This window comes from Nocardiopsis sp. iso_40 (genome assembly GCF_056173285.1).
In genome coordinates this window covers 215518-236457 of record NZ_CM149666.1, presented here as the reverse complement: position 1 = coordinate 236457, position 20940 = coordinate 215518, and the positions used below count along the sequence as shown (strand labels likewise).

The window sequence follows — 20940 nt, the reverse complement described above, 5'->3', positions numbered from 1 at the left end:
CAGCTCTCCCTCCTTTCGTACTTGGTCTACTTTGATTGATAGTACTCCTACTACATTTTTGAGCCCAGGAGGGTCGAGGACCGAAGGGCGGCCGTGCCCGCTCTGAGACGGGGTTCCAGAACCGAAACCGCAGGTCAACCAGGCAAACGGAAAGAATGTGGCCACATCCGGCCACAGAACATCCGGGTACGGATACTCAGTGATCCGTCACTCTCGGACGTGAGAATGGTGCCGACGACCGACCCGCACGGCAGGAGACTTCCATGCGCCTCAGCTACACCAGGCTCCTCGTCAACGACTACGAGGCCTGTTTCCGCTTCTACGCCGACATCCTCAAGCTCCCCGTCCTCTGGGGCGACGAGAACAGCCGCTACGCCGAGTTCGACGTGCACTCGCAGACCAGGCTGGCGATCAACCAGCGCGAGGTGATGGCCGAGGCCCTGGAGACCGACACCGCCGACCCGGAACTGCCCCACCAGGACCGGCTCGCGATCATCTTCGAGGTCGACGACGTGGACGAGGCCGCCGCCCGCCTGGTCGCGGACGGTGCGCGGCAGGTGATGGAACCCCGCGACTGGACCGCGTGGGGCATCCGCGCCTCCCACTTCCGCGACCCGGACGGCTACCTGCTGGAGATCAACAGCCCGCTGATCCCGGTGCCCGACCAGACCTGAGCCCGGCCCCGGCGGACGCGGAACCGGGCACCCGGGGCCGCGCACGGGGTCCGTGTGCGACCGCGCCCCCTCACGCGGCCACGTGCTCCACGAGCAGTTCGTTGACCCGGTCGGCGCGTTCCACCCCGAGAAGGTGCGCGGCCCCGGAAACCACCTCGAACCGGGAGTCGGAGAGCCCGTCGGCCAGCCTGCGCCCGTGCCCGGGCGGCAGCAGGGGGTCGTGCGCGGCGGAGACCACCATGGTCGGCGCGCGCACGCCGGAGACCAGGTTGCGCTGGTCCATTCCGGCCACGGTGTCGCAGATCGACGCGAAGGCGCCCGGGTCGGTGCTGCCGAAGTCCTCGGTGAACCGGGCCGCGACCTCCGGGCGGTCCTCGGTCAGGTCCGGGGTGAACCAGGGCAGGACCACGTCCGAGGTGACCGATTCCAACCCCGCCCCCCGTACCCGCGAGGCGACACGGTCCCAGCGGTGCATGGGCGGTGTGCGCGGCGTCCCGGCCAGCAGCGCGAGCCGCTCCAGGGTTCGCGGGGAGTTGGCGGCGATCCACAGCAGCAGGGATCCGCCGAACCCGGCACCGACGGCCGAGACCCTGGAGAAGCCGTGACCCTCCAGGACACCGAGGACGTCCAGGGCCAGGTCCTCGACGGAGTAGGGCCCCTCGGGCGCCGGCGAGGTCCCGTGCCCCCGGTGGTTGATCCGCAGCACCTGGCGGTTGCGGGTGAGTTCGGGCATCTGGGGTTCCCAGACCGACATCTTCGTGCCGAACGGCGGCACGAGCAGCACGACGGGCGCGTGCACGGGGCCGTCGAGTCGGTACTGGAGCGGTATCAGGGCCATGGAACCTCCGGGTCGCCAGACCGCCAGGTTAACCGCAGGGCTTTCGCCGAAGCCAGAAAGTCCGGCCATGCCGACCAGACAGAGGACAGTAACTGACCGCCATGCTCTCTAGAGTTCGGAGCACCAGGACGAACCGGACGAAGGAGAGCCATGACAGTGCAGACGGCGGAGCAGAACCCGGACCGCGCCCGCTCGGACGAGAGGGAGACGCTCCTGTTCTTCCTCGCACAGCAGCGCGAGTTCCTGCTCACCACCCTCAGGGGGCTCGACCGGGAGCAGGCCGCCCGGCGCACCACCGCCAGCGAGCTCACCCTCGCCGGCCTGGCCAAGCACCTGACCGAGGTGGAGCGCGGGTGGGTCGGGTTCATCGAGGAGGGACCGAAGGAGGTCGACTACGAGGACCCGAAGACCTTCGAGCGCCACGAGGAGACCTTCCGCCTGGTCGACGGCGAGACCCTGGAGGGCGTCCTCGCCGAGTACGCGCGGGCGGCGGAGGAGACCGAGGCCTACGTCCGCGCCCTGCCGGATCTGGAGGTCAGCCGGAAGCTCCCGGACGCGCCGTGGTTCCCCGAGGACACCTCGTGGAGCGCGCGCGACGTCCTGCTGCACCTGATCCGGGAGACCGCGCAGCACTGCGGCCACGCCGACATCATCCGCGAGTCGCTGGACGGACAGAAGACCATGGGCTGACCCCGACACGGATCGCACCCTTCGGTAGTGCTCACGTCACCCTCAGTGTGCGAGACGATGGGGACGTCCCACACGTTCCTGAGCGCCAAGGAGTGCGGCGTGAGCCCGACCTGGATCGACATCGACGACGAGGCCCTCCGGGAGGCCATGAGGTTCTCCGGTGCCCGGAGCGAGGATGACGCGGTCAACCTGGCCCTGCGGGTCTACGCGGCGCGCCACCGGAGCAGGGCCGAGACCCTCAGGGAGCGCGACAGGACGGAGCCCCCGAAGCGGCGGCGCCCGCGGAACTGACCGGAACCCGCCCGAGAGCCCCGCCATGCGGACCGCGCCACCCAGGGCGGACACCGCTGCCAATCTATATAACTTCCTATACAGTTGAAGAATGGCGATTCTTGAGCACACCCAGGAGATCAGTGTCACCGACGCCACCAGACGCGGCGTGGCGGGCATCGTCCAGGACGCGGAGCAGGGGACCGAGGTCATCGTGACCCGCCGACGCGAGCCGGTGGCCGCCGTGGTCGCGTTCTCCCGACTCGCGGAACTGGAGAGAGCCGAGACGGACCTCAGAGATCTTGCCCTGGTCCTGGCACGGGAGCTCACCGACAGTGGACAGCGAACCTCCCTGGACGACGTACTGACCGCTTTCGGGCACAGCCGCGCCTCACTCGAAGAACTCCCCGGGGACTGATGGTCGAGATCACCTTCACCGACGCCGCCATCGACGACCTGAGGCGGCTCGGCCCGGACGCCGTGCCCAGGGTCCTCAAAAAGATCCTTCTCCTGGAGAAGAATCCGGAGGCCGGGTACCCCCTGGGTGGCGAACTCACGGGATTTCGGAAACTCGTCGTCGGACGCAACACCTGGCGCATCGTGTACCGCGTGACCGATGGGAAGAACGTGGAGATCTGCGAGGTCTGGGCGGTCGGGGCACGGGCGGACGCCCAAGTCTACGCCGAGGCCTCCCAACGGGTCCGGGCCGCCGGGAAGGACACCCCGGCGGCCCAGCAGCTCGCGGTCGTCATCGAGCATCTCGGCAAACCCGCGGGAGCCGTACCGCATGAGTCGGAGCCAAGGAGAGAACCCGTCCCGGACTGGCTGGCCGAACGCCTGGTCCGTACCGTCGGCATGCCTGCCGAGGAGGTGGCCGCCCTCGATCTGGAACAGGCCGTGGACCTCTGGGCGGACTTCCGGGCGCGCCCCCGGTGACGACCAGCTGGTCAGCGCCTGCGGCGCGTGCGGCTTCCGAGAGAGCAGTGGAACCGCACGGGCGAACGGACGGACCAGTCCTCGTGGCACGACAAGAACGGGGCGGGTCCACCGACCGGTGGTCCCGCCCCGTCTACGAGGTGGCGAGGGTCGCCTCCGCATCCCGTGTCGACAGCGGAACCAAGCGCGTCCGGAAACCATCAGGGCCCCGTAAGAGCAGGCAGGGCAACGCTTCCGGTGCATCCGGGAGCATCCCGGGACACCCTGGTACCCGGGCGGCAGTATCAGAACGGGTATCAACAGCGGGGCGCCCGAGCTGGGAACGACTCAGCCCTTCGCCCCGTCTCCGCCTGTCGTCACAGTGCCGCACCCGTCTCTCTGACCTCGACACGCATAGTCGGACAGACGATCGGCCCCAGCGCGAAGACTACGTCAGGCACCACGTCCACGATCACCTCAGACCCCCGCCCCCTCAGGCGAAACAGGGCCGCCCGACACCTAATGTTGATAAGTTCATTTCGCTACTCACCAGGCTTATCAAAATGAGAAGGGTGTCGTGTGGGACGAGGAAGGCCGAGCAGGGCCACCGTCTACCAACGGCTGGAGAAAGCCATTGAGGACCTGCAACGGTACGGGGGCCTGCCTGATCCGCGCGAGGCAAGAGCCGTCTGGGACGACATCTGGCACCTTGAGGCCCATCACTCGACAGCTCTGGAAGGGAACACTCTCGTCCTGCGCGAGGTCCAAGCACTGCTGGACCAAGGACGCGCGGTGGGTGCGAAGCCGCTGAAGGAGTACAACGAGGTCCGCGGCTACGCGGACGCGGCTCGTTGGGTCTATCGACAGGCGCTGGAACCAGGCGAATGGCATGACGGGAGGCTTCTGACCATTGGCGAGGTTCGGCACATTCACCAGATTTCCATGACACCGGTGTGGGACGTGGCGCCGCACCCCGACGCCACCGACAGGGAGGGGCCGGGGAACTATCGGGAACACGACATCCATCCGTTCTCCGCCGGCATGGTTCCACCCTCGTGGCCGCTCGTCCCCGCCCGAATGGACGCCTGGGTCGGCCGGGTGCGCCAGCTTGGGCTCGAGCGCACGGACGCGAAGGGGAAGGAACCCCTGCCGGAAAAACTCGCGGTGCTCCACAACACCTTCGAGCAGGTACACCCCTTCATCGACGGGAACGGGCGCACGGGGCGGTTGGTGCTCAACCTCATCCTGGTGCGTCTAGGGTATCCCCCGGTCATCATCCTCAAACGGCAGCGTCCCGCCTACCTGACCGCCATGCAACGAGCCGACGCGGGAGACCCGGGGTCGTTGGGAGAACTGATCGCGCGGGCGATGATCGACAACCTCGAACGGTTTATCGTCCCCAACGTGGCTGGTCCCGCGCGCATGGTCCCGCTCACCTCACTCGCGGACGAGGAGTTCTCGCTCCCAGCCCTACGCCAGGCCGCGCAACGCGGAAGGCTGGAAGCTTTCCAGACCCCGGACGGGACATGGCAGAGCTCCCGCAAGGCCTTGGACGCCTACCGGAAGACGAAGCACCAACGATCCACGAAAAAGCGGGGACACCCCGGCTGACCCCCGGAGACAACCACGGGAACGGGGCGGGTCCACCGACCGGTGGGCCCGCCCCGTCTACGAGGTGGCGAGGGTCGCCTCCGCATCCCCCCTCAAAGTACGGAGGCAACCCTCGCTCTGGGAAGCGGCCTGCGACTCCTCCCCCCTGGAGTCGCGGCCTTGAAGGTCTCTCACGCGGAAGCGATCGTGTCGTTCCGCGTTGATAGAGACACTACCCACCACACCCACGAAGAACAACCCTCCGTTACGAGAAACTACTTAAAGTGATCTTCATTCCTCGGCCGGGGAACCGCCAAGTGGCTGTGGCCATCGTCAACACGGGGTCATGATCAGCCGCTCGGAGGCCGCGCATAGCCTGGACCGGTGAGATCACCGCTCCTCAGCCCGCGTTGGCTCGGCCTCCACCTCGCCGCCCTGATCGTGGCCCTGGTGTGCACGGCCGGTGCCTACTGGCAGGGCAACCGCGCGTTCGAACCCGACCGCGACGTCATCACCAACCCGGTGGAGGACCTGGCCGACGCCGTGCCCGTCACCGATCTGGGAGAACCCGGTACCTACCTGCACCCCAACCTCACCGCGAACACCGCGGTCCGGGCCCGGGGGCGCTTCGACGCCGACGCCCAACTCCTGGTTCCGCAGCGGATGGACGGTGCCGAGGGCTACGCGGTGGTCGCCCCCCTCGTCACCGAGGACGGCGTGGCCCTGACCGTGAACCGGGGCTGGTCCGCGGACGGCACCGACCCGCCCCCCTCCCCCGAGGGCGAGGTCACCGTCACCGGCTGGCTCCAACCGCCCCAGGACTCCTCCGAGGGCTTCGTCCCCATGGGCGAGTCCGAGGCGGGAACAGCAGAGCGGATCGCCCCGTCGGTACTGGTCGGCGAGTGGGACTACCGGCTCTACGCGGCCTACCTCACCCTGCCCGGGAGCGACCCCGCGGCAGGCGGGCTCACCCCGATGCCGCCGCCCGAGCCGCCCACCGAGTTCTCGATCAACTGGCGCAGCCTCAGCTACTCCGTCCAGTGGGCCATGTTCGGCGCCTCCGGGGTGGCGTTCTGGATCATCCTCATGCGCCGTGAACTGGCCGAGGCCCGCACCCGGAACACGGGCGGGGCCTCGGAGGAAAGCGGACGGAACCCGGATCAGCCGACGGACGCGGGCTCCTGAACCGCACCCGCGGACGCCGGCTCCCCGGCCCTCTCGGACCTGACCACACGGTGCTCGACCACGAAACCGAGCACCGGGACGGTGCCCGCGAGCACGACGCCCAGGGTCCGGCCCGCGCCCCAGCGACGGTCCAGGGAAACCCACAGGACGACGAGCACGTAGGCCATGTAGACGTAGCCGTGCGGCATCGCGATGAAGAGCATCAGCGGCGACTCGGGGCCGAACCAGTGCTCCAGGCCCTCGGGAGCGGGAGCCAGGGCGAACATCGAACTCTCGCCGACCAGGTACTTGGCGGGCATGGCCACGAAGGTCAGGCCCAACAGGAAGACACCTGTGATGTAAGCGAGCACCCGGTACAACGCGAACGAAACACGCCTCTTGTCCACTACGACCTCACCCATTCAACAACTTCGCCCCGAGGAGGGTCGGGTCCCCTCCATCGAGGCTAAGCGCTGTCCACCGCGGCGGGCCCCCGGGGTGGCCGCGCCCGGAAAATCTCACATTTTCGCAGTTCGGTGCGGGTTTACTTCCTGTCCTTGTTGGCGACCCGGGTGGGGCTGCTCCACCGCCCGTCGGACTTGGCCGTCCACGCCTTCGGGATCATCCGCAGGGACAGGTAGGCGTCAACGATCCTGATCGGGAAGAAGAACAGGCCGTAGAGGAGGTAGGACGGCCGGCGGCGCACCACCGTCATGACGCAGGTGAGCATGTAGTCGGGGACGAGCAGGCCGATCGCGAGCGCGGTCAGCGGGAGGAAGGCCGTGACCGCGGTGAACCCCTCCGTGAAGAACGGCAGGCCCGCCGCCACGTCCCCGCCGAACGTGCCGACGAGCACGAACACCGCGATCGCCACGGTGACCAGGAAGAGGAACGAGACCAGCACGACCTCCAGGATGTACAGGGCCAGGGCCAGCCAGAAGAAGCTCGGCCACACCCCGTGCCGCCGGACCGTCTGCCAGAAGCCCAGCGTCCAGCGGCCCACCTGCTTTCGGTAGTCCCGGAAGGTGAACGGGTCCTGGCTGTAGGCCTTGGTGTCCGGCCGCATCGACACCCTGCCCAGGCGTTTGCGGTGCACCTCGAAGGTCATGTTGAAGTCCTCGATCACCAGCCCCGGAGGGTTGACGGTGATCTCCCTGAGCGCACGGCTGCGGTACACGCTCGCGAACCCCGGGACGATGAAGGCGACGTTGGTCCGCTTCCAGGTCTGCCCGAAGCGCATGAAGTACTGGAGCATGAAGTACAGCCGGTCCCGGTAGGCGGAGATGATCCGCCCGATGACGTTGCGCTCCCGCGGTTTCCACTCCGAGACCACGAAGCCCGCGACGGCGGCCACACCCGGGTCGGCCAGCTGGCGTTTGGCGCCTTCCACATACCCTGCGTCGAGCTCGGTGTCAGCATCCAGGATCACTACACCGTCGTAGTTTTCGGTCAGCGAGAACTCCTCGATGACCGCTTCGATCGCCCCGGCCTTGCCCCGGTTGGTGAGGAGTTCGAGGACGTTCACCCCGGTCCTGGCCGCGATCTCGGCTGTCGCGTCCCCGGAGGAGTCCGAGACGACGTAGATGTCCCAGCGGTCGAACAGGCCCAGCGCGGAGGAGATCGCGGTGCCGATCACCGGCTCCTCGTTGTGCGCCGGGATGATGACGGCGAGGGTGGTGGCCTCGGGGTCCCGAACCGCCGCGGCGCCGTCGGAGGCCACCGTTTCGACGCCGTCCGCGCCGACGGGGCCGGTTCCGGCCCCGCTCTCGGACAGCGCGGTGCCGCCGCCCGCGCCCGCCGCGCCGACGAGCACCCGCTCGCGCTCGCGTCCGCCGGGGGCCACCCGCGGCCGACGTCCCCGGGAGCCGCGCCGGAGGGCGCCCCGGGCCCCGCCCTCGGCCAGCCTGAGCAGGCCCACCACGGTCCACAGCAGAAGGTTCAGCCCGAAGGCCATCCACAGGAACACGTAGCCGAGGGCGCCGATGCCGGCGGCTGCCGCCATCGACGTCGCGAAGTCGAACCAGTAGACGAAGAGTGCGGCGGCCAGGACCAGGGCGATCAACCCGGTCAGTAGACCACCGATGAAACGCGCAATACGCACAGGCCTGGGACCCTCCGAAAGTTATCGGTTTCGGACCGACATTAACCCACAAAGTCGGTGTTAGGTTGACGCCCTACGCGACCGGTGGGTTCACCCGGGTTCGCGTCCTATGTAGGCCACGCAAATCGTATACACGGGCTTGCGTGAGGTGGTACCCATTAGAAGATATTTGAGGCGAGGCGTCGGCGATGGTGCCGCCCCGGTTTGCCCGAGGTCACACAGTGCCCGGGAAATCCTCGCGAAACGCAACAGGACAAGACAAGGAGAACGCCCGGCGTGATCGGCGACCCGAGATCCCCCTCGCCAGATCCTGCCCGCGCAGCCCCGGAGCCCGTGAGTGGGAGAACTGCCTCGAACAGCGGCGACACCGACCGCGTCCTGGCCGCGGTGCACCAGCCGCACTACTGGCCCTGGCTGGGACTGATCGACAAGATCGACCGCTCCGACTGTTTCGTGATGCTCGACACGGTTCAGTTCGAGCGCCGAGGCTGGCAGAACCGAAACTACGTCGCCGGACCGGGCAAGCCCGTGCTGCTGACCGTGCCCGTCACGCAGGCCAGCCGTGACGAGACCATTCTGGACAAGAAGATTGACAACACACACAAATGGCGAACCAAGCACTACAGGGCGCTGGCTGAACACTGTTACCGAAAAGCCCCGTACTGGGACGATTACGCAGAAGAAATCGCCCAGCTGTACGAGACCGGGTGGGAGGACCTCGCGGAGCTGGCCATCGCGACCACCCGCCTGCTGACACGCGGTTTCGGAATCGACACACCGATTCTGCGCGCCAGCGAACTCGGGGACTTCCCCGGACAGAAGAGCGAGCTGCTCGCCCAGATCTGCGCCAAGGCCGGAGCGCACACCCTGCTCTCCGGTGCGGGCGCGAGGGACTACCTGGACCCCGGGATCATGAACCGCTACGGGGTGGACATCGAGTGGCAGGACTTCGACCACCCGGTGTACCGGCAGCACACACGCGGACCCGCCGACGAATTCGCGCCCCGCCTGTCGGCGATCGACCTCCTACTCAACGCCGGACCGGATGCGCTGAGCGTGCTCCGACAGGCAAGGTCCCGCGGCTGACCAGGGTCAGCGAGCGGGGCACCGCCGACCCGAACCCTCGGGCGCAGCGGTTCCGACGGCTCGGGTAACAACCGATCGCCCACTTCGGCAAAGGACGGGAAACTGGCATGACGACGGACTGGTCACAGGAGCGCCTCCTGGTCTACGCCCCCCACCCCGACGACGAGACCCTCGGCTGCGGCGGCCTGATGAGCAAGGCCAAGCACGCGGGCGCGGAGGTCTTCGTGCAGTTCCTGACGGTCGGCGACACCGCGGACCAGTCTCCGAGGGGCTTCTCCACCGCGGAGGAGCGCTACACCGAGATCAAGAAGGTCTCCGAACACTTCCGCTGGGACGACTGGCACATGGCTCTGCCGGGCGACACGCACCACCTGAGGCTGGACTCCTCCCCCCGGGTGGACCTGACACAGCTGATCGAGCGGGAGAGCCCGCTCTCGATCGCGCGCCTGCGGCCGACCGTGGTGCTCCTGCCGCACCGCACCAGTTACAACCAGGACCACCAGGCCACCGCCGAGGCCGCCCACACGGCCCTGCGCCCCTCGAACACCCTCCTGCGCCACCACCCCCGGCTGGTGCTGGCCTACGAGGAGGCCGCCGACCAGTGGCGGACCGAACCCGTGTGCTCCCCCAACCTCATCGTCGAACTCGCCGAACAGGACCTGGCTGCCAAGCTCCACGGCATGGAGCTGTACGGCTCCCAGAGCCACGAGCACCCGCACACCCGCTCCGAACTCACCCTGCGCAGCCTCGCCGTCCTCCGGGGCATGCAGGCCGGGGTGGCCCTCGGCGAGGGCTACCACGTCCTGCGCCACCTGGCCTGACCGACGACGCGCGAACTCCCCCACCCGTCACGACCCACCCCCCGTGAAGAGCAGAACATCCGCCCAGTCCGTAGTGGAGGGGAAACCATGAAGGCTGTCATCACCGGTGGAGCCGGGTTCATCGGCTCACACCTGAGCGATCACCTCATCGCGCAGGGACACGAGATCACCGTGCTCGACGACCTCTCGACCGGTTCACTGTCGAACCTGTCCCAGTTGAAGGACCAACCCGGGTTCCGTTTCGTCCAGGGGGACATCCTGGACCGGGAGCTGGTCGACGAGCTCGTCGCGGAGGCGGACACCGTGTTCCACCTCGCCGCCGCGGTGGGTGTCTACAACATCGTCGACAACCCGCTCCGCTCCCTGCGGATCAACCTGCACGGCACCGAGAACGTCGTGGAGGCCGCGGTCAGGCACCGGGTGCCTTACATGGTCGCCTCGACCAGCGAGGTCTACGGCAAGAACGACGCCGACGGCCTCAAGGAGGACGACGACCGGATCTACGGCTCGCCCATCAAGAGCCGTTGGTCCTACGCGGCCGCCAAGGGCCTGGACGAACTGGTCGCCTACATCCACGGCACGGAGTCCGGCGTGCCCTGCGTCATCACCCGTTTCTTCAACGTGGTGGGGCCCAGGCAGACGGGGCGGTACGGCATGGTCGTCCCCCGGTTCGTGGACCAGGCGCTGTCGTCGGATCCCATCACCGTGTACGGAACGGGCACCCAGCGCCGCTGCTTCGGATCGGTGTACGACGTGGTCCCCGCCCTGACGCGGTTGATGGACACCCCCGAGGCCTACAACCGGGCGGTCAACCTGGGCGGCCGCGAGGAGGTCTCGATCAAGGGGCTCGCCGACCGGGTCGTGGAGCTGACCGGTTCCTCCAGCGCGATCACCTACGTCGACTACGAACAGGCCTACGGAGAGGGGTACGAGGACATGCAGCGCCGCTACCCCGACACCTCCCTGGCCGCGCGCCTGATCGGTTACGAGCCGACGAGGGACCTGAACGACATCATCGGCTCCCTGGTGCGGCACCGCCGTTCGGCCCGCTCGGTGCCGGAACCGGTCTGACCCCGGGCCGGACGAGGAAGGCGGCACCCGGGTTCCCGCCACCCGGTCCGCCTGACCCGCGGCCGTTCCACGGCCGCTGACCGACAGGCAGGAGAGGAGGCGCACGCGAGGCCCGGTCCCCGCCTCGCCGCCGGCCCGGCGCCCCGACGCCCGCCCGAGGGCAGGGGCCCGGCACCGGCCGTCTCCCGCACCCCGGGTACCGGACCCCGAGTCCCGCCCGTGGACGGGGCATACCCGCGGCTCCGGCTCACGGCACGACCACCGTCGTCAGCACGACCACCGTCAGGGCGAGCACACCCGCGCTCAGCAGGCCCATCGCCCAGGGGCTGGCCACGTTCCGCGGCGGCTGCCCCGTCCGGGGGTCACGGAGTCCGTGGCCGGTGCTCCGCCACCTCCACCACAGGTGCAGGCCCAGGGCCGCTCCCAGCATGAGTGTGAAGGCCATGACGCCCACCCGGAGCGCCGGTGCCACCTCGGGCACGGCGGAGGAGCCGGGGTCGAGCGGTCCCCGCAGGTACAGCAGGCCCACCACGGCCAGCAGGATGAGCATGCGCTGCCAGGACAGCAGGGTGCGCTCGGGCTGGAGGCCGGGGTCCCTCTCCACCCCCGGTTTCACAGCAGGTTCCCCAGCAGGACCAGAAGGCACACGAGTCCCACCGCGAACGTGGTGATCAGCGGGAGGGGGCTCATCGGCAGGGCCCCGCCGCGGCGCATGACGCGTTGCACGCGGTACCAGCGCAGCGGCGCGTACACGGTCACGACACCGGCCAGCCCGGCCAGGGTCAGACCGACCAGGGTGCGGGGCGCCGCCTCCCAGTTCAGCGGCAGCAGGTGGAGTACGGCGACCGCCCCCGCGAGCAGAGCCAGCGCGGTGCGGATCCAGGCCAGGAAGGTACGTTCGTTGGCGAGGGTGAACCGGTAGTCGACGGGCCGGTCGCCCTCCGGCACCTCAGCGCTCATCGGTCCCCCCGGTTTTCGGCGTTCGGCCCCCCGACAAGGGCTCCGGTCACGACAATGAACCCGTGTCCCAGAACCGACACTAGCCTCGATCGGTCTTTCCTCCCAAACAGGTATGCAACACGTGTTGGGTCGGAAACCTCCAAGCCAGGAGGGGTGCTCGGACCGCCGTCGGGGCATGTGGAACAAACGAGTGGGCACCACCGCTGTAGGACCCAAGAGGATGGCAGTTGGCCACCGGTCGACACCAACAAGACGTACGAAGAGCAGGAGACCACGTGTCCACCGTCGAACTCACCAAAGACAACTTCGCCGAGACGCTCAAGGACAACAGCTTCGTCCTGATCGACTTCTGGGCGGACTGGTGCGGACCCTGCCGGCAGTTCGCCCCGGTGTTCGAGAGCTCCTCGGAGCAGCACACCGACATCGTGCACGCCAAGGTGGACACCGAGGCGCAGCGCGAGCTCGCCTTCGAGTTCAAGATCCAGTCCATCCCGACCCTGATGATCGTGCGTGACCAGACGGTCATCTACAACGAGCCGGGCGCCCTTCCCGCCGAGGCCCTGGAGAGCCTGATCACCCAGGCCCGGGAGCTGGACATGGAAGAGGTCAAGCAGAAGGTCGCCGAGCAGGCCGGCGACACCCCGCAGTAACGCGGACCCCGACCGCCCCGACGTCCCACCGCCCGCCCCGGCGGGTGCTCGGACGTCGGGGCGGTCGCGTTCGGGGCCCGGGACCCCCGACACGCCCCGTTCCGTGCCGGGGACAGACGCTGCGGCAGCACGGCGGCCGAGGGACGACACCGGTTCGTCACCGGGGGCTTCGCACTCCACCGCCCACGTTCACCTTGGCCACGGGGTTCGTTCACCCCAGCTTCACGCAGGCATATTTTCATGGGTATCGACCGCGCTCCGCGGGTTTCACCCCCCACGTGCACACGAGCTCCGTCCGACCCGGAAGTGGCCCCATGTCTGTCAGCAACACCGCGACCCCGCGCGGAACCGAGTCCGGCCGCGGCATCGCCCCCGACACCGTCCGGTACAACCGCGAGGTTCCCGACCTGGGCAACCCCGTCTTCGACATCTCCGACCTGTCGATCCACTACGGGTCCAACAAGGCCGTCCGTGACGTGAACATGAAGGTGGGCCCGCGTCAGATCACCGCGATGATCGGCCCCTCCGGCTGCGGCAAGAGCACGGTCCTGCGCACGCTCAACCGGATGAACGACCTCATCCCGGGAGCGCGGGTCGAGGGCAGGGTGACCTACCACGGCGAGGACCTGTACGCCTCCGACGTGGACCCGATCGAGGTCCGCCGCCGGATCGGGATGGTCTTCCAGAAGCCCAACCCGTTCCCCAAGTCCATCTACGACAACGTCGCCTACGGTCCCCGGATCAACGGGGTGCGCGGCAACATGGACGACCTGGTCGAGGAGACGCTGACCAAGGCCGCCCTGTGGGACGAGGTCAAGGACAAGCTGAAGGAGAGCGCCTTCGCCCTCTCCGGCGGCCAGCAGCAGCGCCTGTGCATCGCGCGCACCATCGCGGTGAACCCCGAGGTCATCCTCATGGACGAGCCCTGTTCGGCGCTCGACCCGATCGCCACGCTCAAGATCGAGGACCTCATGTACGAGCTGGCGGCCGAGTACACGATCGTCATCGTCACCCACAACATGCAGCAGGCGGCCCGGGTCTCGGACCGCACGGCGTTCTTCACCGCCGGTGTGGACGACGCCGGGGACCGCTACGGCAGCCTCGTGGAGTTCGACGAAACGGCGAAGATCTTCAGCAAGCCCGCCGACCAGCGCACCGAGGACTACATCTCGGGCCGCTTCGGGTAACCGAGCGCCCGCGCCCAGTACCACCCCTCTCGACGAAGTGGACCCGCCCATGCCCGCGCTCACCTCCTCCGCACCGGTGCCGCCGCCTTCCGGCGTGCCGGACGCCGAGGTTCGGGTGAAGCGGACGGAGGGTCCGCTGAGGGTCCTGCTGGTGGAACCCGAGTCCGAGCAGTCGCACCAGTTGGTGCTCTCACTGAGCGGTCACGACGTGGACATCACGGTCTGCCTGGACGGGGCCGAGGCCCTGCTGCGGGTGGGGATGGCGCGTCCGGACGCACTGCTGACCAACTCGACCCCGCCCGAGGTGGAACTGGAGACCCTGGTGCGGGTGACCCGGCGGGCGACGGACATCCCCATCCTGATCGGGGTGGGCCCGGGCGACTCGCAGCGGGCGATGCGGGCGCTCGCCGCGGGCGCCACGGCGTGCGTGAACCGCCCGTACCGGATCCCCGAGCTGTCGGCTCTGCTGCGCGGTTCTCTGCCGGGGGCGGAGGGGCTGCCGCCGGTGGAGGCCGGCGTCTCCGCCGCGCTGCGCTCGGGCGACCTGGAGCTGGACGCCCTCGGACACCGGCTGTTCGTGGACGGGCATCCGGTCAACCTGGCGCTGCGGGAGTTCGGGATCATGGACTTCCTGCTCAGACACAGCGGCAGAGTGGTCAGCCGGGAGGAGCTGTGGACGGAGGTCTGGCGCAAGCCGCTCCCGCCGGTGAACAACACGATCGCCGTGCACATCCGCCGCCTGCGGCACAAACTCGGTGACTCCGAGTCCCAGCCCCGGTTCATCCACACGGTCCGCGGCATCGGGTACCGGCTGGACACGGCGAACGGCGGGTAACCGCACGAAGGAAGTCGGGACCTTTTCCAGGGCCCTCCGGAAACCGCGGAGAGGCCCGATATTCATGTTCGGGTCATTTTCACCAGACCAACGGACAGATGAATCCGTGGAAAGTGGAAGTTGTCATACAAACGACCACGAACCCACGTCGACACACCCGAGAACCTCGTCATAACTCCAGGTCAGAGCGGGCCACTCAGGGTTACCCACAGCCATCGGCACCACTACACACAGGTGCCGTTATCAAATAGTAACCCTCATTTACCCGCCATTCACCCTCCTTCTACCGGATGTCCTTCATTTCGATGACACGGCGCCTTTCTGCACGCTTACTGTCGTTTCACGTCAGCCCCGACAGCGGTGATTCAACGAGGAGAACTACGACATGCGCAACGGGCGTTACAAGCTCGCCGTTCTGGCGACCATCCCCCTGCTCGCGGCGGCGTGCAGCAACGGTGGCGGGGACAACGGCGACAGTGCCGACGGCAGCGGCGGCGGTGACCTCAGCGCGTCACTGACCGGCGCGGGTGCCAGCTTCCCCGACCCCCTGTTCCAGGACTGGATCTACACCTACAACAACGACGTCCAGCCGGGCGTCGACATCAACTACCAGAGCGTCGGCTCCGGCGCCGGTGTGGAGCAGTTCCTGGAGGAGACCGTCGACTTCGGTTCCTCCGAGGCCCACCTCACCGACGAGGACCTGGCCTTCGCGGCCGAGAACCGCGGCTGCGAGGCCGTCCAGTTCCCGGTCGTCTTCGGCTCCGTGGTCATCGCCTTCAGCAACCCCGACCTCGACGGTCTGGTGCTGGACGCGCAGACCATCGCGGACATCTACTCCACCGAGATCACCACCTTCGACGACCCGGCGATCGCCGAGCTCAACCCGGACATGGACCTGCCGAGCGACGAGATCGTCCCGGTCCACCGCTCCGACAGCTCCGGCACCACCGCGGTCTTCTCCCACTACCTCAGCACCGAGGTCGAGTCGTGGGCGGACGAGTACGGCGAGGGCAAGGAGCTCGACTGGGCCTCCGGCCTGGTCGGCGGCCAGCAGAACGACGGTGTCGCGCAGGGCATCTCGCAGAACCCCGGCGGCATCGGCTACATCAACCAGTCCTTCGCCCAGGAGTCCGACCTGGCCGTCGCCTCGGTCGTGAACGCCGACGGCACCCCGATCGAGCCGACCCTGGAGGCCACCATCGCGGCCTCCGACGAGGCCGAGGTCCCGGAGAACTTCCAGTTCGCCATCGACAACATCGGCGGCGAGGGCTACCCGATCGCCGGCACCAACTGGATCTTCACCTACACCTGCGGCTACGAGGAGGCCTCCGCCGACGCCATCATCGACTTCTGGACCTGGGCGCTGACCGACGAGGGCGCTCAGGACCTCGCCGGTGAGCTGGGCTACGCGCCCCTCGGCCCGGAACTGACCGACCGCGTCATCGCCGAGCTGGAGAAGACCAACTCCGAGAACGGCTCCGACGAGGGTGCCGCCGACGGCGACACCGAGGGCGACTCCGACCAGGAGTAGCACCACCGGGCCGGGGGCGCGCACGCGCCCCCGGCCCGCCTCCCCCGTCCCCGCAGGGGCGTACCGCTCTCCCACTCCCACGAAAGCCATCAAGAGGAGAAGCAACATGTCCACTGAGGCCCCCGAGGCCCCGGCCCCGGAGGAACCCCGGCGGGGCACGCTGAGGTCCGGCAAGGGGAGGATGGCCGACCCGATCTTCAAGTGGGCCGTCACGCTCTGCGGCGCCATCGTGCTGGTCATCCTGGCCCTGATGGTCATCCGCACCACGTCCGAGGCCTGGCCCGTCTTCGCCAAGGAGGGCTTCTTCGGCTTCCTGCTCGGCGAGGACTGGACCGCCGGCAGCTCCCGATTCGAGATCAGCGGCACCTACGGCGCCTGGCCGTTCATCTACGGCACCCTGGTGACCTCGGCCATCGCCATCCTGATCGCACTTCCGCTGGCGATCATGGTCGCCTTCTACATCACCCACCTGGCGCCGAACCGCCTGGCCAAGCCGCTCTCCTACATGGTGGAGCTGCTCGCCGCGGTGCCCAGCGTCATCTTCGGCCTCTGGGGCCTGCACTGGTTCCTGCCGAACGTGCTCCGCCCCTTCTTCGAGTTTCTGGAGGGCGTCCTCGGCTGGTTCTTCCTCTTCGAGGGCCCGGTCCGCAGCGTCGGCTACCTGGCCGCCGGGATCGTGCTGGCCATCATGATCCTGCCGATCATGACCGCCATCATCCGCGAGGTCATCGTGGTGCACCCGATCGACCAGAGGATGGCCGCCTACGCCCTCGGTTCGACCCGCTGGGAGGTCCTGCGCAAGGTGGTCCTCCCGGCCAGCTTCTCCGGGATCGTCGCGGCGGCGATGCTGGGCCTGGGGCGCGCCCTGGGCGAGACCATCGCTGTCCTGATGCTGATCGGCGGCTCCCAGGCCTGGGGAGCGAGCCTGTTCGGCACCGGCAGCAGCATGGCCTCGCACATCGCCGCGACCTTCGGTGAGGCCGCCCCGGAGGCCAGGACCGCACTGATGGCGATCGGTGTCGCCCTGTTCCTGGTCACGATGATCGTCAACATCCTCGCCCGCGTCATCGTCTGGCGACTGGGGCGCATGACGGGAGACGCCGCCGTATGAGCACCATGACCTCCACCCCGCCGCGCCGGCACGTTCCGCTGAGCGAACGCCCCAAGGGCTCCTCCTACCGTCGCTTCAAGGACCGCTCCGCGACCGTGGTCCTGACCGCGGCGATGGTCCTCGCCATGATCCCCCTGGTCCTCATCGTCTTCGAGGTGACCCGGCGCGGCATCGGCGTGATCAACCTGGACTTCATCACCCAGACCGAGCCCCCGCCCCGGCGCGAGGGCGGCGGCTACGCGGCCGGGTTCTTCGGAACGCTGTACATCATGGCGCTGGCCGTGCTGATGTCGATCCCGTTCGGTATCGCCACGGCGGTCTACATCGTCGAGTACGGCCCGAACCGGATGACCTCCGCGATCCGCTTCTTCACCGACGTGATGACCGGTATCCCGTCGATCTTCGTGGGTCTGTTCGTCTACGGCCTGGTGGTGATCGGCTGGGGCAGCATGGGCTTCGGCACCTTCGCCGGTGCGGTGGCCATCGCCGTGATGATGCTGCCGATCGTCACCCGGTCCGCCGAGGAGATGCTCCGGCTGGTCCCGAACGAGATCCGCAACGCCAGTTACGGTCTGGGCGCCCGCAGGTGGCAGACGATCGTGCACACGGTCCTGCCCGCCGCGGCCCCCGGCCTGACCACCGGTTCGATGCTGGCGATCGCCCGCGGCATCGGTGAGACCGCGCCGCTGCTGCTGACCGCCTTCGGCTCCGGCCTGGTCGTGACGGCCTTCCAGGGCGAACCGCAGGGTGCGGTCCCCATCCAGCTGTACCGGGGCGCGGCCCAGCCCTTCGAGGCCGGTATCGACCGCGCCTGGGGCGCCGCGCTGAGCCTGTTCGTGCTGGTGCTGGCGTTCACCGTCATCGCCCGCTGGATCGGGTCGAAGGCCTCCACCGGCTCCCGCTGAGCCCCGTCGACCAACTGTCGCCACCGAGGGGCCGTGCCCGCCCGCTGTCCGCAGCGGGAGGCACGGCCCCTTCCGTGTTCCCTCCCCCGCCGGGCACCGGAGCGGGGCCGCCCGGCGACCGCGCCGTCCACTGGTCCGGGCAGGCGGCCACCGGTACCCTGGCCGGGCCCCTTCCCCAGCAGATCCGGAGAGCCCCGATGGCCGAGACCACCGAGTACGCCGCCACCTTCACCCTCGTCGACACCGACGGCGACGGCCTCATCTCCGCGCAGGAGCTGACCTCGCTGATGCGCAACCTGGGCGAGGAGACCACCGAGGAGCAGGCCGCCGAGGCGGTGCGGGCGATGGACTCCGACGGCGACCAGCGGATCTCCCTGGAGGAGTTCGCCGCCTACATGTCCCGCGACCGGGGCTGAGACCGGGCGGCCGCCGGGGCGGTGGGGTCAGAGGGGGTTCGAGGCGAGGTAGACGGTGTCCGGGACGCCCCGGGCGACCACCACCTCCGCGACCTCCACCGAGCCGAAGCGGGTCCGCAGCAGCTCCTCGAAGCTGTCCACGGCGTTGGCGCTCCAGAAGGAGAGCACACCGCCGGGGGCCAGCAACCGGACGAGCTGTTCCAGGCCCGCCGCCTCGTACAGGCGGTTGTTGTTCTCCACCACGGTCCAGTCGGGGCCGTTGTCGGTGTCCAGGCAGATGACGTCGTAGCGGCTGGGCTTGGCGGCGGCGGAGGCCTCGGCCAGCCAGGCGACGATGTCGGCGTTGTGGATCCGGCAGCGGGGGTCGCGGTGGACGTACTCGGCGGCCTCGCCGAGTTCGTCGTCGTGCCAGGCGATCACCTGCGGTTCGAGCTCCACCACGTCCACGCGGGACACGCGGGGGTTGTCGAGGGCCTCACGGGCCGAGAAGCCCACGCCGAGGCCGCCGATCAGCACCCGGGCGTGCGAGCGGCCCGCGGGGAGTCCGGCCAGGCTCGCACGCACCATCTCCCGCTCGGAGGTTCCATCGCGGGTGTCCATCAGGAAGATCCCGTTGGAGTAGATCTCGTAGTGTGCGCCCACCCTGCGCAGCACCAGGTCACCGCCGGTCTCACCGGTCACCCGGGCCAGGGTGACCGTCTCGCCCTCGGGGGCGAGGTCTCGCGTTCGCTGGTTCATGTTCCACATTGTGCCCGCCGGGGCGCTCCGCCCGTTGGGTCCGGGACCTTCCGCCGCTTCGGGAGGGCCGGTGCGGACCCCTTTGCTTACCAGCGAGTAGCTTTGGTTGCGGCGCGTCACGAGAGGAGTGTGCATGACCATGGGCAAACGTCTGGAGAGGCTGCGCGGAGCGGCCCCGCTCGCACTGGGGGGCCTGTTCCTCGGGTCGGGGGTACTGCACTTCACCGCGCCCAGAACGTTCGAGTCGATCATGCCCCGGCGCCTGCCCGCCCACCGGGCGTTCGTGTACGGCAGCGGCGCCGCCGAACTGGCCTGCGGGGTCGGGCTGCTGACCCGGCGCAGGTGGGCCGGTCCGGCCAGCGCCGCGCTGCTCCTGGCGGTGTGGCCGGCCAACGTCCAGATGGCGCTCGACTCCGGTTCGGGGCGCCTGCCGTCGGCGGCCGACAACAAGGTCGTCGCCTGGGGGCGGGTGCCGTTGCAGATCCCCCTGATCTGGGCGGCGCTCCAGTCGCGGCCCAGGTCCGGGTCCTCCGCCTGATCCTCCGGGAGACGGGGCGGGCGTCAGTCGAACGAGGAGCTGAGCGCGTCCGCCTTCCGGCGCACGAGCACGCCCCCGGCCCCCGGCCGGGGGCGTTCGCCGTTTTTCGGGGTCCGCGCCGCGCGCCTGTGGAGCAGGGCGGAGGGCGGCCGTGGTCGATAGGGTCGCCGGGGCTCCCCGTGACACCCGCCGGAAACGGATACAGGGAGGTGAAGTGAGCCGGAAAAGAGATGTCGGCCTCGTGCGGAAGTGGTCCGAGGAGGTGCTGCGACAGGCCGGGAACCCTCGTGTCTGCGCTCTGACCGTGACGGCCACGGAGAACGTCAATTCTCTTGTCCTCGACACGGGCCTCAAACCCGGTTCCGCCCTGGAGCTGGAATTCGACAGGACCTATCCGGGTGGCGGCGAACCGGGGGTGCTCGTCGGATTGTCCCTCGACCCCAGAGGGATCGGCTCCATGGTGAGGCTCCCGGACTCCCTGCCGGACGCCGAAGCGGTGATCATGCTCGCGGACCAGCTTCAGGAGGAGGTTCTGGAGAGCACCCGCGGAGAACCCGCGCCGCTCTGCCCCGGACATGTGCACCCCGCCAAACCCGACGTGGTGAGCGGTGTTCCATCGTGGGTGTGTCCGAGGGACGGGAAACTCATCCGGTCGATTCTCCCGCCCGGATTCACCGGGTGATCCGAGATTTCGGCCAATGGCGGGAGGGTTCTGTTTCCACAGCCTGTGGACGAACACGGGAGATCCGGAAACGGGAGAGCAGGGCCCGGAGGAGCAGGGGCTTTCGGAGGATCACCCGTGACCCGAGTTATGCACAGCCTGTGGACGAACGACGAGTCCCCGGGAAG

At 68.7% G+C, this 20940-nt stretch carries 25 protein-coding genes; 19 read left to right on the top strand and 6 right to left on the bottom strand.

Annotation, left to right across the window (positions count from 1 at the left end):
• Positions 1 to 263 precede the first annotated feature (263 nt).
• The gene (locus AC0VYD_RS01115) at positions 264 to 674 is read left to right on the top strand and encodes a VOC family protein (protein WP_475478156.1); all 411 of its coding nucleotides are present in this window, start codon (positions 264 to 266) and stop codon (positions 672 to 674) included.
• Positions 675 to 744: 70 nt separating this feature from the next.
• Here the strand turns inward: AC0VYD_RS01115 and AC0VYD_RS01110 are convergent, their stop codons facing one another.
• Positions 745 to 1512: an alpha/beta fold hydrolase gene (locus tag AC0VYD_RS01110; protein WP_475478155.1), complete on the bottom strand. Its 768-nt coding sequence runs from the start codon at positions 1510 to 1512 to the stop codon at positions 745 to 747.
• Between the two features lie 150 nt (positions 1513 to 1662).
• On the opposite strand from AC0VYD_RS01110, the gene AC0VYD_RS01105 reads away from it, so the two are divergent.
• The 6 genes from AC0VYD_RS01105 (at position 1663) to AC0VYD_RS01080 (ending at position 6162) form a co-directional block, all read left to right on the top strand.
• Entirely contained in the window at positions 1663 to 2202 is a 540-nt protein-coding gene (locus AC0VYD_RS01105) for a DinB family protein (protein ID WP_475478154.1), read from the top strand.
• A gap of 99 nt (positions 2203 to 2301) precedes the next feature.
• Positions 2302 to 2493, top strand: coding sequence for a type II toxin-antitoxin system VapB family antitoxin (locus AC0VYD_RS01100; protein ID WP_191276325.1), 192 nt, complete (start codon positions 2302 to 2304; stop codon positions 2491 to 2493).
• A 91-nt stretch (positions 2494 to 2584) separates the two neighbouring features.
• The gene (locus tag AC0VYD_RS01095) at positions 2585 to 2890 is read left to right on the top strand and encodes a prevent-host-death family protein (protein WP_475478153.1); all 306 of its coding nucleotides are present in this window, start codon (positions 2585 to 2587) and stop codon (positions 2888 to 2890) included.
• Entirely contained in the window at positions 2890 to 3408 is a 519-nt protein-coding gene (locus AC0VYD_RS01090; RefSeq protein WP_475478152.1) for a type II toxin-antitoxin system RelE family toxin, read from the top strand. Before AC0VYD_RS01095 ends, AC0VYD_RS01090 begins: the two co-directional genes overlap by 1 nt.
• A 558-nt stretch (positions 3409 to 3966) precedes the next feature.
• Positions 3967 to 4998, top strand: coding sequence for a Fic family protein (locus tag AC0VYD_RS01085; protein ID WP_475478151.1), 1032 nt, complete (start codon positions 3967 to 3969; stop codon positions 4996 to 4998).
• A gap of 363 nt (positions 4999 to 5361) precedes the next feature.
• A complete protein-coding gene (locus AC0VYD_RS01080; RefSeq protein WP_475478150.1) occupies positions 5362 to 6162 on the top strand; it encodes an SURF1 family protein in 801 nt (266 codons plus the stop codon).
• Here AC0VYD_RS01080 and AC0VYD_RS01075 read toward each other — a convergent pair.
• Together AC0VYD_RS01075 and AC0VYD_RS01070 are read right to left on the bottom strand one after the other, a co-directional pair.
• Entirely contained in the window at positions 6138 to 6563 is a 426-nt protein-coding gene (locus AC0VYD_RS01075; RefSeq protein ID WP_475478149.1) for a DUF3817 domain-containing protein, read from the bottom strand. The genes AC0VYD_RS01080 and AC0VYD_RS01075 overlap by 25 nt on opposite strands.
• 122 nt (positions 6564 to 6685) lie before the next feature.
• Positions 6686 to 8242, bottom strand: a complete 1557-nt coding sequence (locus AC0VYD_RS01070; RefSeq protein ID WP_475478148.1) for a glycosyltransferase family 2 protein — start codon at positions 8240 to 8242, stop codon at positions 6686 to 6688.
• Positions 8243 to 8575: 333 nt separating this feature from the next.
• On the opposite strand from AC0VYD_RS01070, the gene AC0VYD_RS01065 reads away from it, so the two are divergent.
• From AC0VYD_RS01065 to AC0VYD_RS01055, 3 genes are all read left to right on the top strand, one after another.
• Complete coding sequence (locus AC0VYD_RS01065) at positions 8576 to 9328, top strand: WbqC family protein (RefSeq protein WP_475478147.1); 753 nt, start codon at positions 8576 to 8578, stop codon at positions 9326 to 9328.
• 107 nt (positions 9329 to 9435) lie between these two features.
• A complete protein-coding gene (locus tag AC0VYD_RS01060; RefSeq protein ID WP_475478146.1) occupies positions 9436 to 10149 on the top strand; it encodes a PIG-L deacetylase family protein in 714 nt (237 codons plus the stop codon).
• Positions 10150 to 10236: 87 nt separating this feature from the next.
• Entirely contained in the window at positions 10237 to 11220 is a 984-nt protein-coding gene (locus AC0VYD_RS01055) for an NAD-dependent epimerase/dehydratase family protein (protein ID WP_475478145.1), read from the top strand.
• 247 nt (positions 11221 to 11467) lie between these two features.
• Here AC0VYD_RS01055 and AC0VYD_RS01050 read toward each other — a convergent pair whose 3' ends face one another.
• Complete coding sequence (locus AC0VYD_RS01050; RefSeq protein WP_475478144.1) at positions 11468 to 11836, bottom strand: DUF202 domain-containing protein; 369 nt, start codon at positions 11834 to 11836, stop codon at positions 11468 to 11470.
• A complete protein-coding gene (locus AC0VYD_RS01045) occupies positions 11833 to 12180 on the bottom strand; it encodes a YidH family protein (protein ID WP_475478143.1) in 348 nt (115 codons plus the stop codon). Before AC0VYD_RS01045 ends, AC0VYD_RS01050 begins: the two co-directional genes overlap by 4 nt.
• Positions 12181 to 12407: 227 nt before the next feature.
• Here AC0VYD_RS01045 and trxA point away from each other — a divergent pair, with 227 nt between their 5' ends.
• The 7 genes from trxA to AC0VYD_RS01010 all read left to right on the top strand — a co-directional run bounded on the left by trxA (position 12408) and on the right by AC0VYD_RS01010 (position 18815).
• A complete protein-coding gene (trxA, locus tag AC0VYD_RS01040) occupies positions 12408 to 12830 on the top strand; it encodes a thioredoxin (RefSeq protein ID WP_475478142.1) in 423 nt (140 codons plus the stop codon).
• 314 nt (positions 12831 to 13144) lie between these two features.
• Positions 13145 to 14017, top strand: a complete 873-nt coding sequence (pstB, locus tag AC0VYD_RS01035) for a phosphate ABC transporter ATP-binding protein PstB (protein WP_475478141.1) — start codon at positions 13145 to 13147, stop codon at positions 14015 to 14017.
• A gap of 49 nt (positions 14018 to 14066) precedes the next feature.
• Positions 14067 to 14852: a response regulator transcription factor gene (locus AC0VYD_RS01030; protein ID WP_475478140.1), complete on the top strand. Its 786-nt coding sequence runs from the start codon at positions 14067 to 14069 to the stop codon at positions 14850 to 14852.
• Between the two features lie 385 nt (positions 14853 to 15237).
• Positions 15238 to 16383: a phosphate ABC transporter substrate-binding protein PstS gene (gene pstS, locus AC0VYD_RS01025; protein WP_475478139.1), complete on the top strand. Its 1146-nt coding sequence runs from the start codon at positions 15238 to 15240 to the stop codon at positions 16381 to 16383.
• Positions 16384 to 16489: 106 nt separating this feature from the next.
• Complete coding sequence (gene pstC / locus AC0VYD_RS01020) at positions 16490 to 17494, top strand: phosphate ABC transporter permease subunit PstC (protein ID WP_475478138.1); 1005 nt, start codon at positions 16490 to 16492, stop codon at positions 17492 to 17494.
• Complete coding sequence (gene pstA, locus AC0VYD_RS01015; protein WP_475478137.1) at positions 17491 to 18399, top strand: phosphate ABC transporter permease PstA; 909 nt, start codon at positions 17491 to 17493, stop codon at positions 18397 to 18399. Before pstC ends, pstA begins: the two co-directional genes overlap by 4 nt.
• 197 nt (positions 18400 to 18596) lie before the next feature.
• The gene (locus AC0VYD_RS01010; protein ID WP_475480146.1) at positions 18597 to 18815 is read left to right on the top strand and encodes an EF-hand domain-containing protein; all 219 of its coding nucleotides are present in this window, start codon (positions 18597 to 18599) and stop codon (positions 18813 to 18815) included.
• Between the two features lie 27 nt (positions 18816 to 18842).
• Here AC0VYD_RS01010 and AC0VYD_RS01005 read toward each other — a convergent pair whose 3' ends face one another.
• Entirely contained in the window at positions 18843 to 19553 is a 711-nt protein-coding gene (locus AC0VYD_RS01005) for a spermine/spermidine synthase domain-containing protein (RefSeq protein ID WP_475478136.1), read from the bottom strand.
• A 133-nt stretch (positions 19554 to 19686) separates the two neighbouring features.
• Here AC0VYD_RS01005 and AC0VYD_RS01000 point away from each other — a divergent pair, with 133 nt between their 5' ends.
• On the top strand, positions 19687 to 20091 hold the full coding sequence (locus AC0VYD_RS01000) for a DoxX family protein (protein ID WP_475478135.1): 405 nt from the start codon (positions 19687 to 19689) through the stop codon (positions 20089 to 20091).
• A gap of 151 nt (positions 20092 to 20242) precedes the next feature.
• Complete coding sequence (locus tag AC0VYD_RS00995) at positions 20243 to 20773, top strand: hypothetical protein (RefSeq protein WP_475478134.1); 531 nt, start codon at positions 20243 to 20245, stop codon at positions 20771 to 20773.
• The last annotated feature ends 167 nt before the right edge of the window (positions 20774 to 20940 follow it).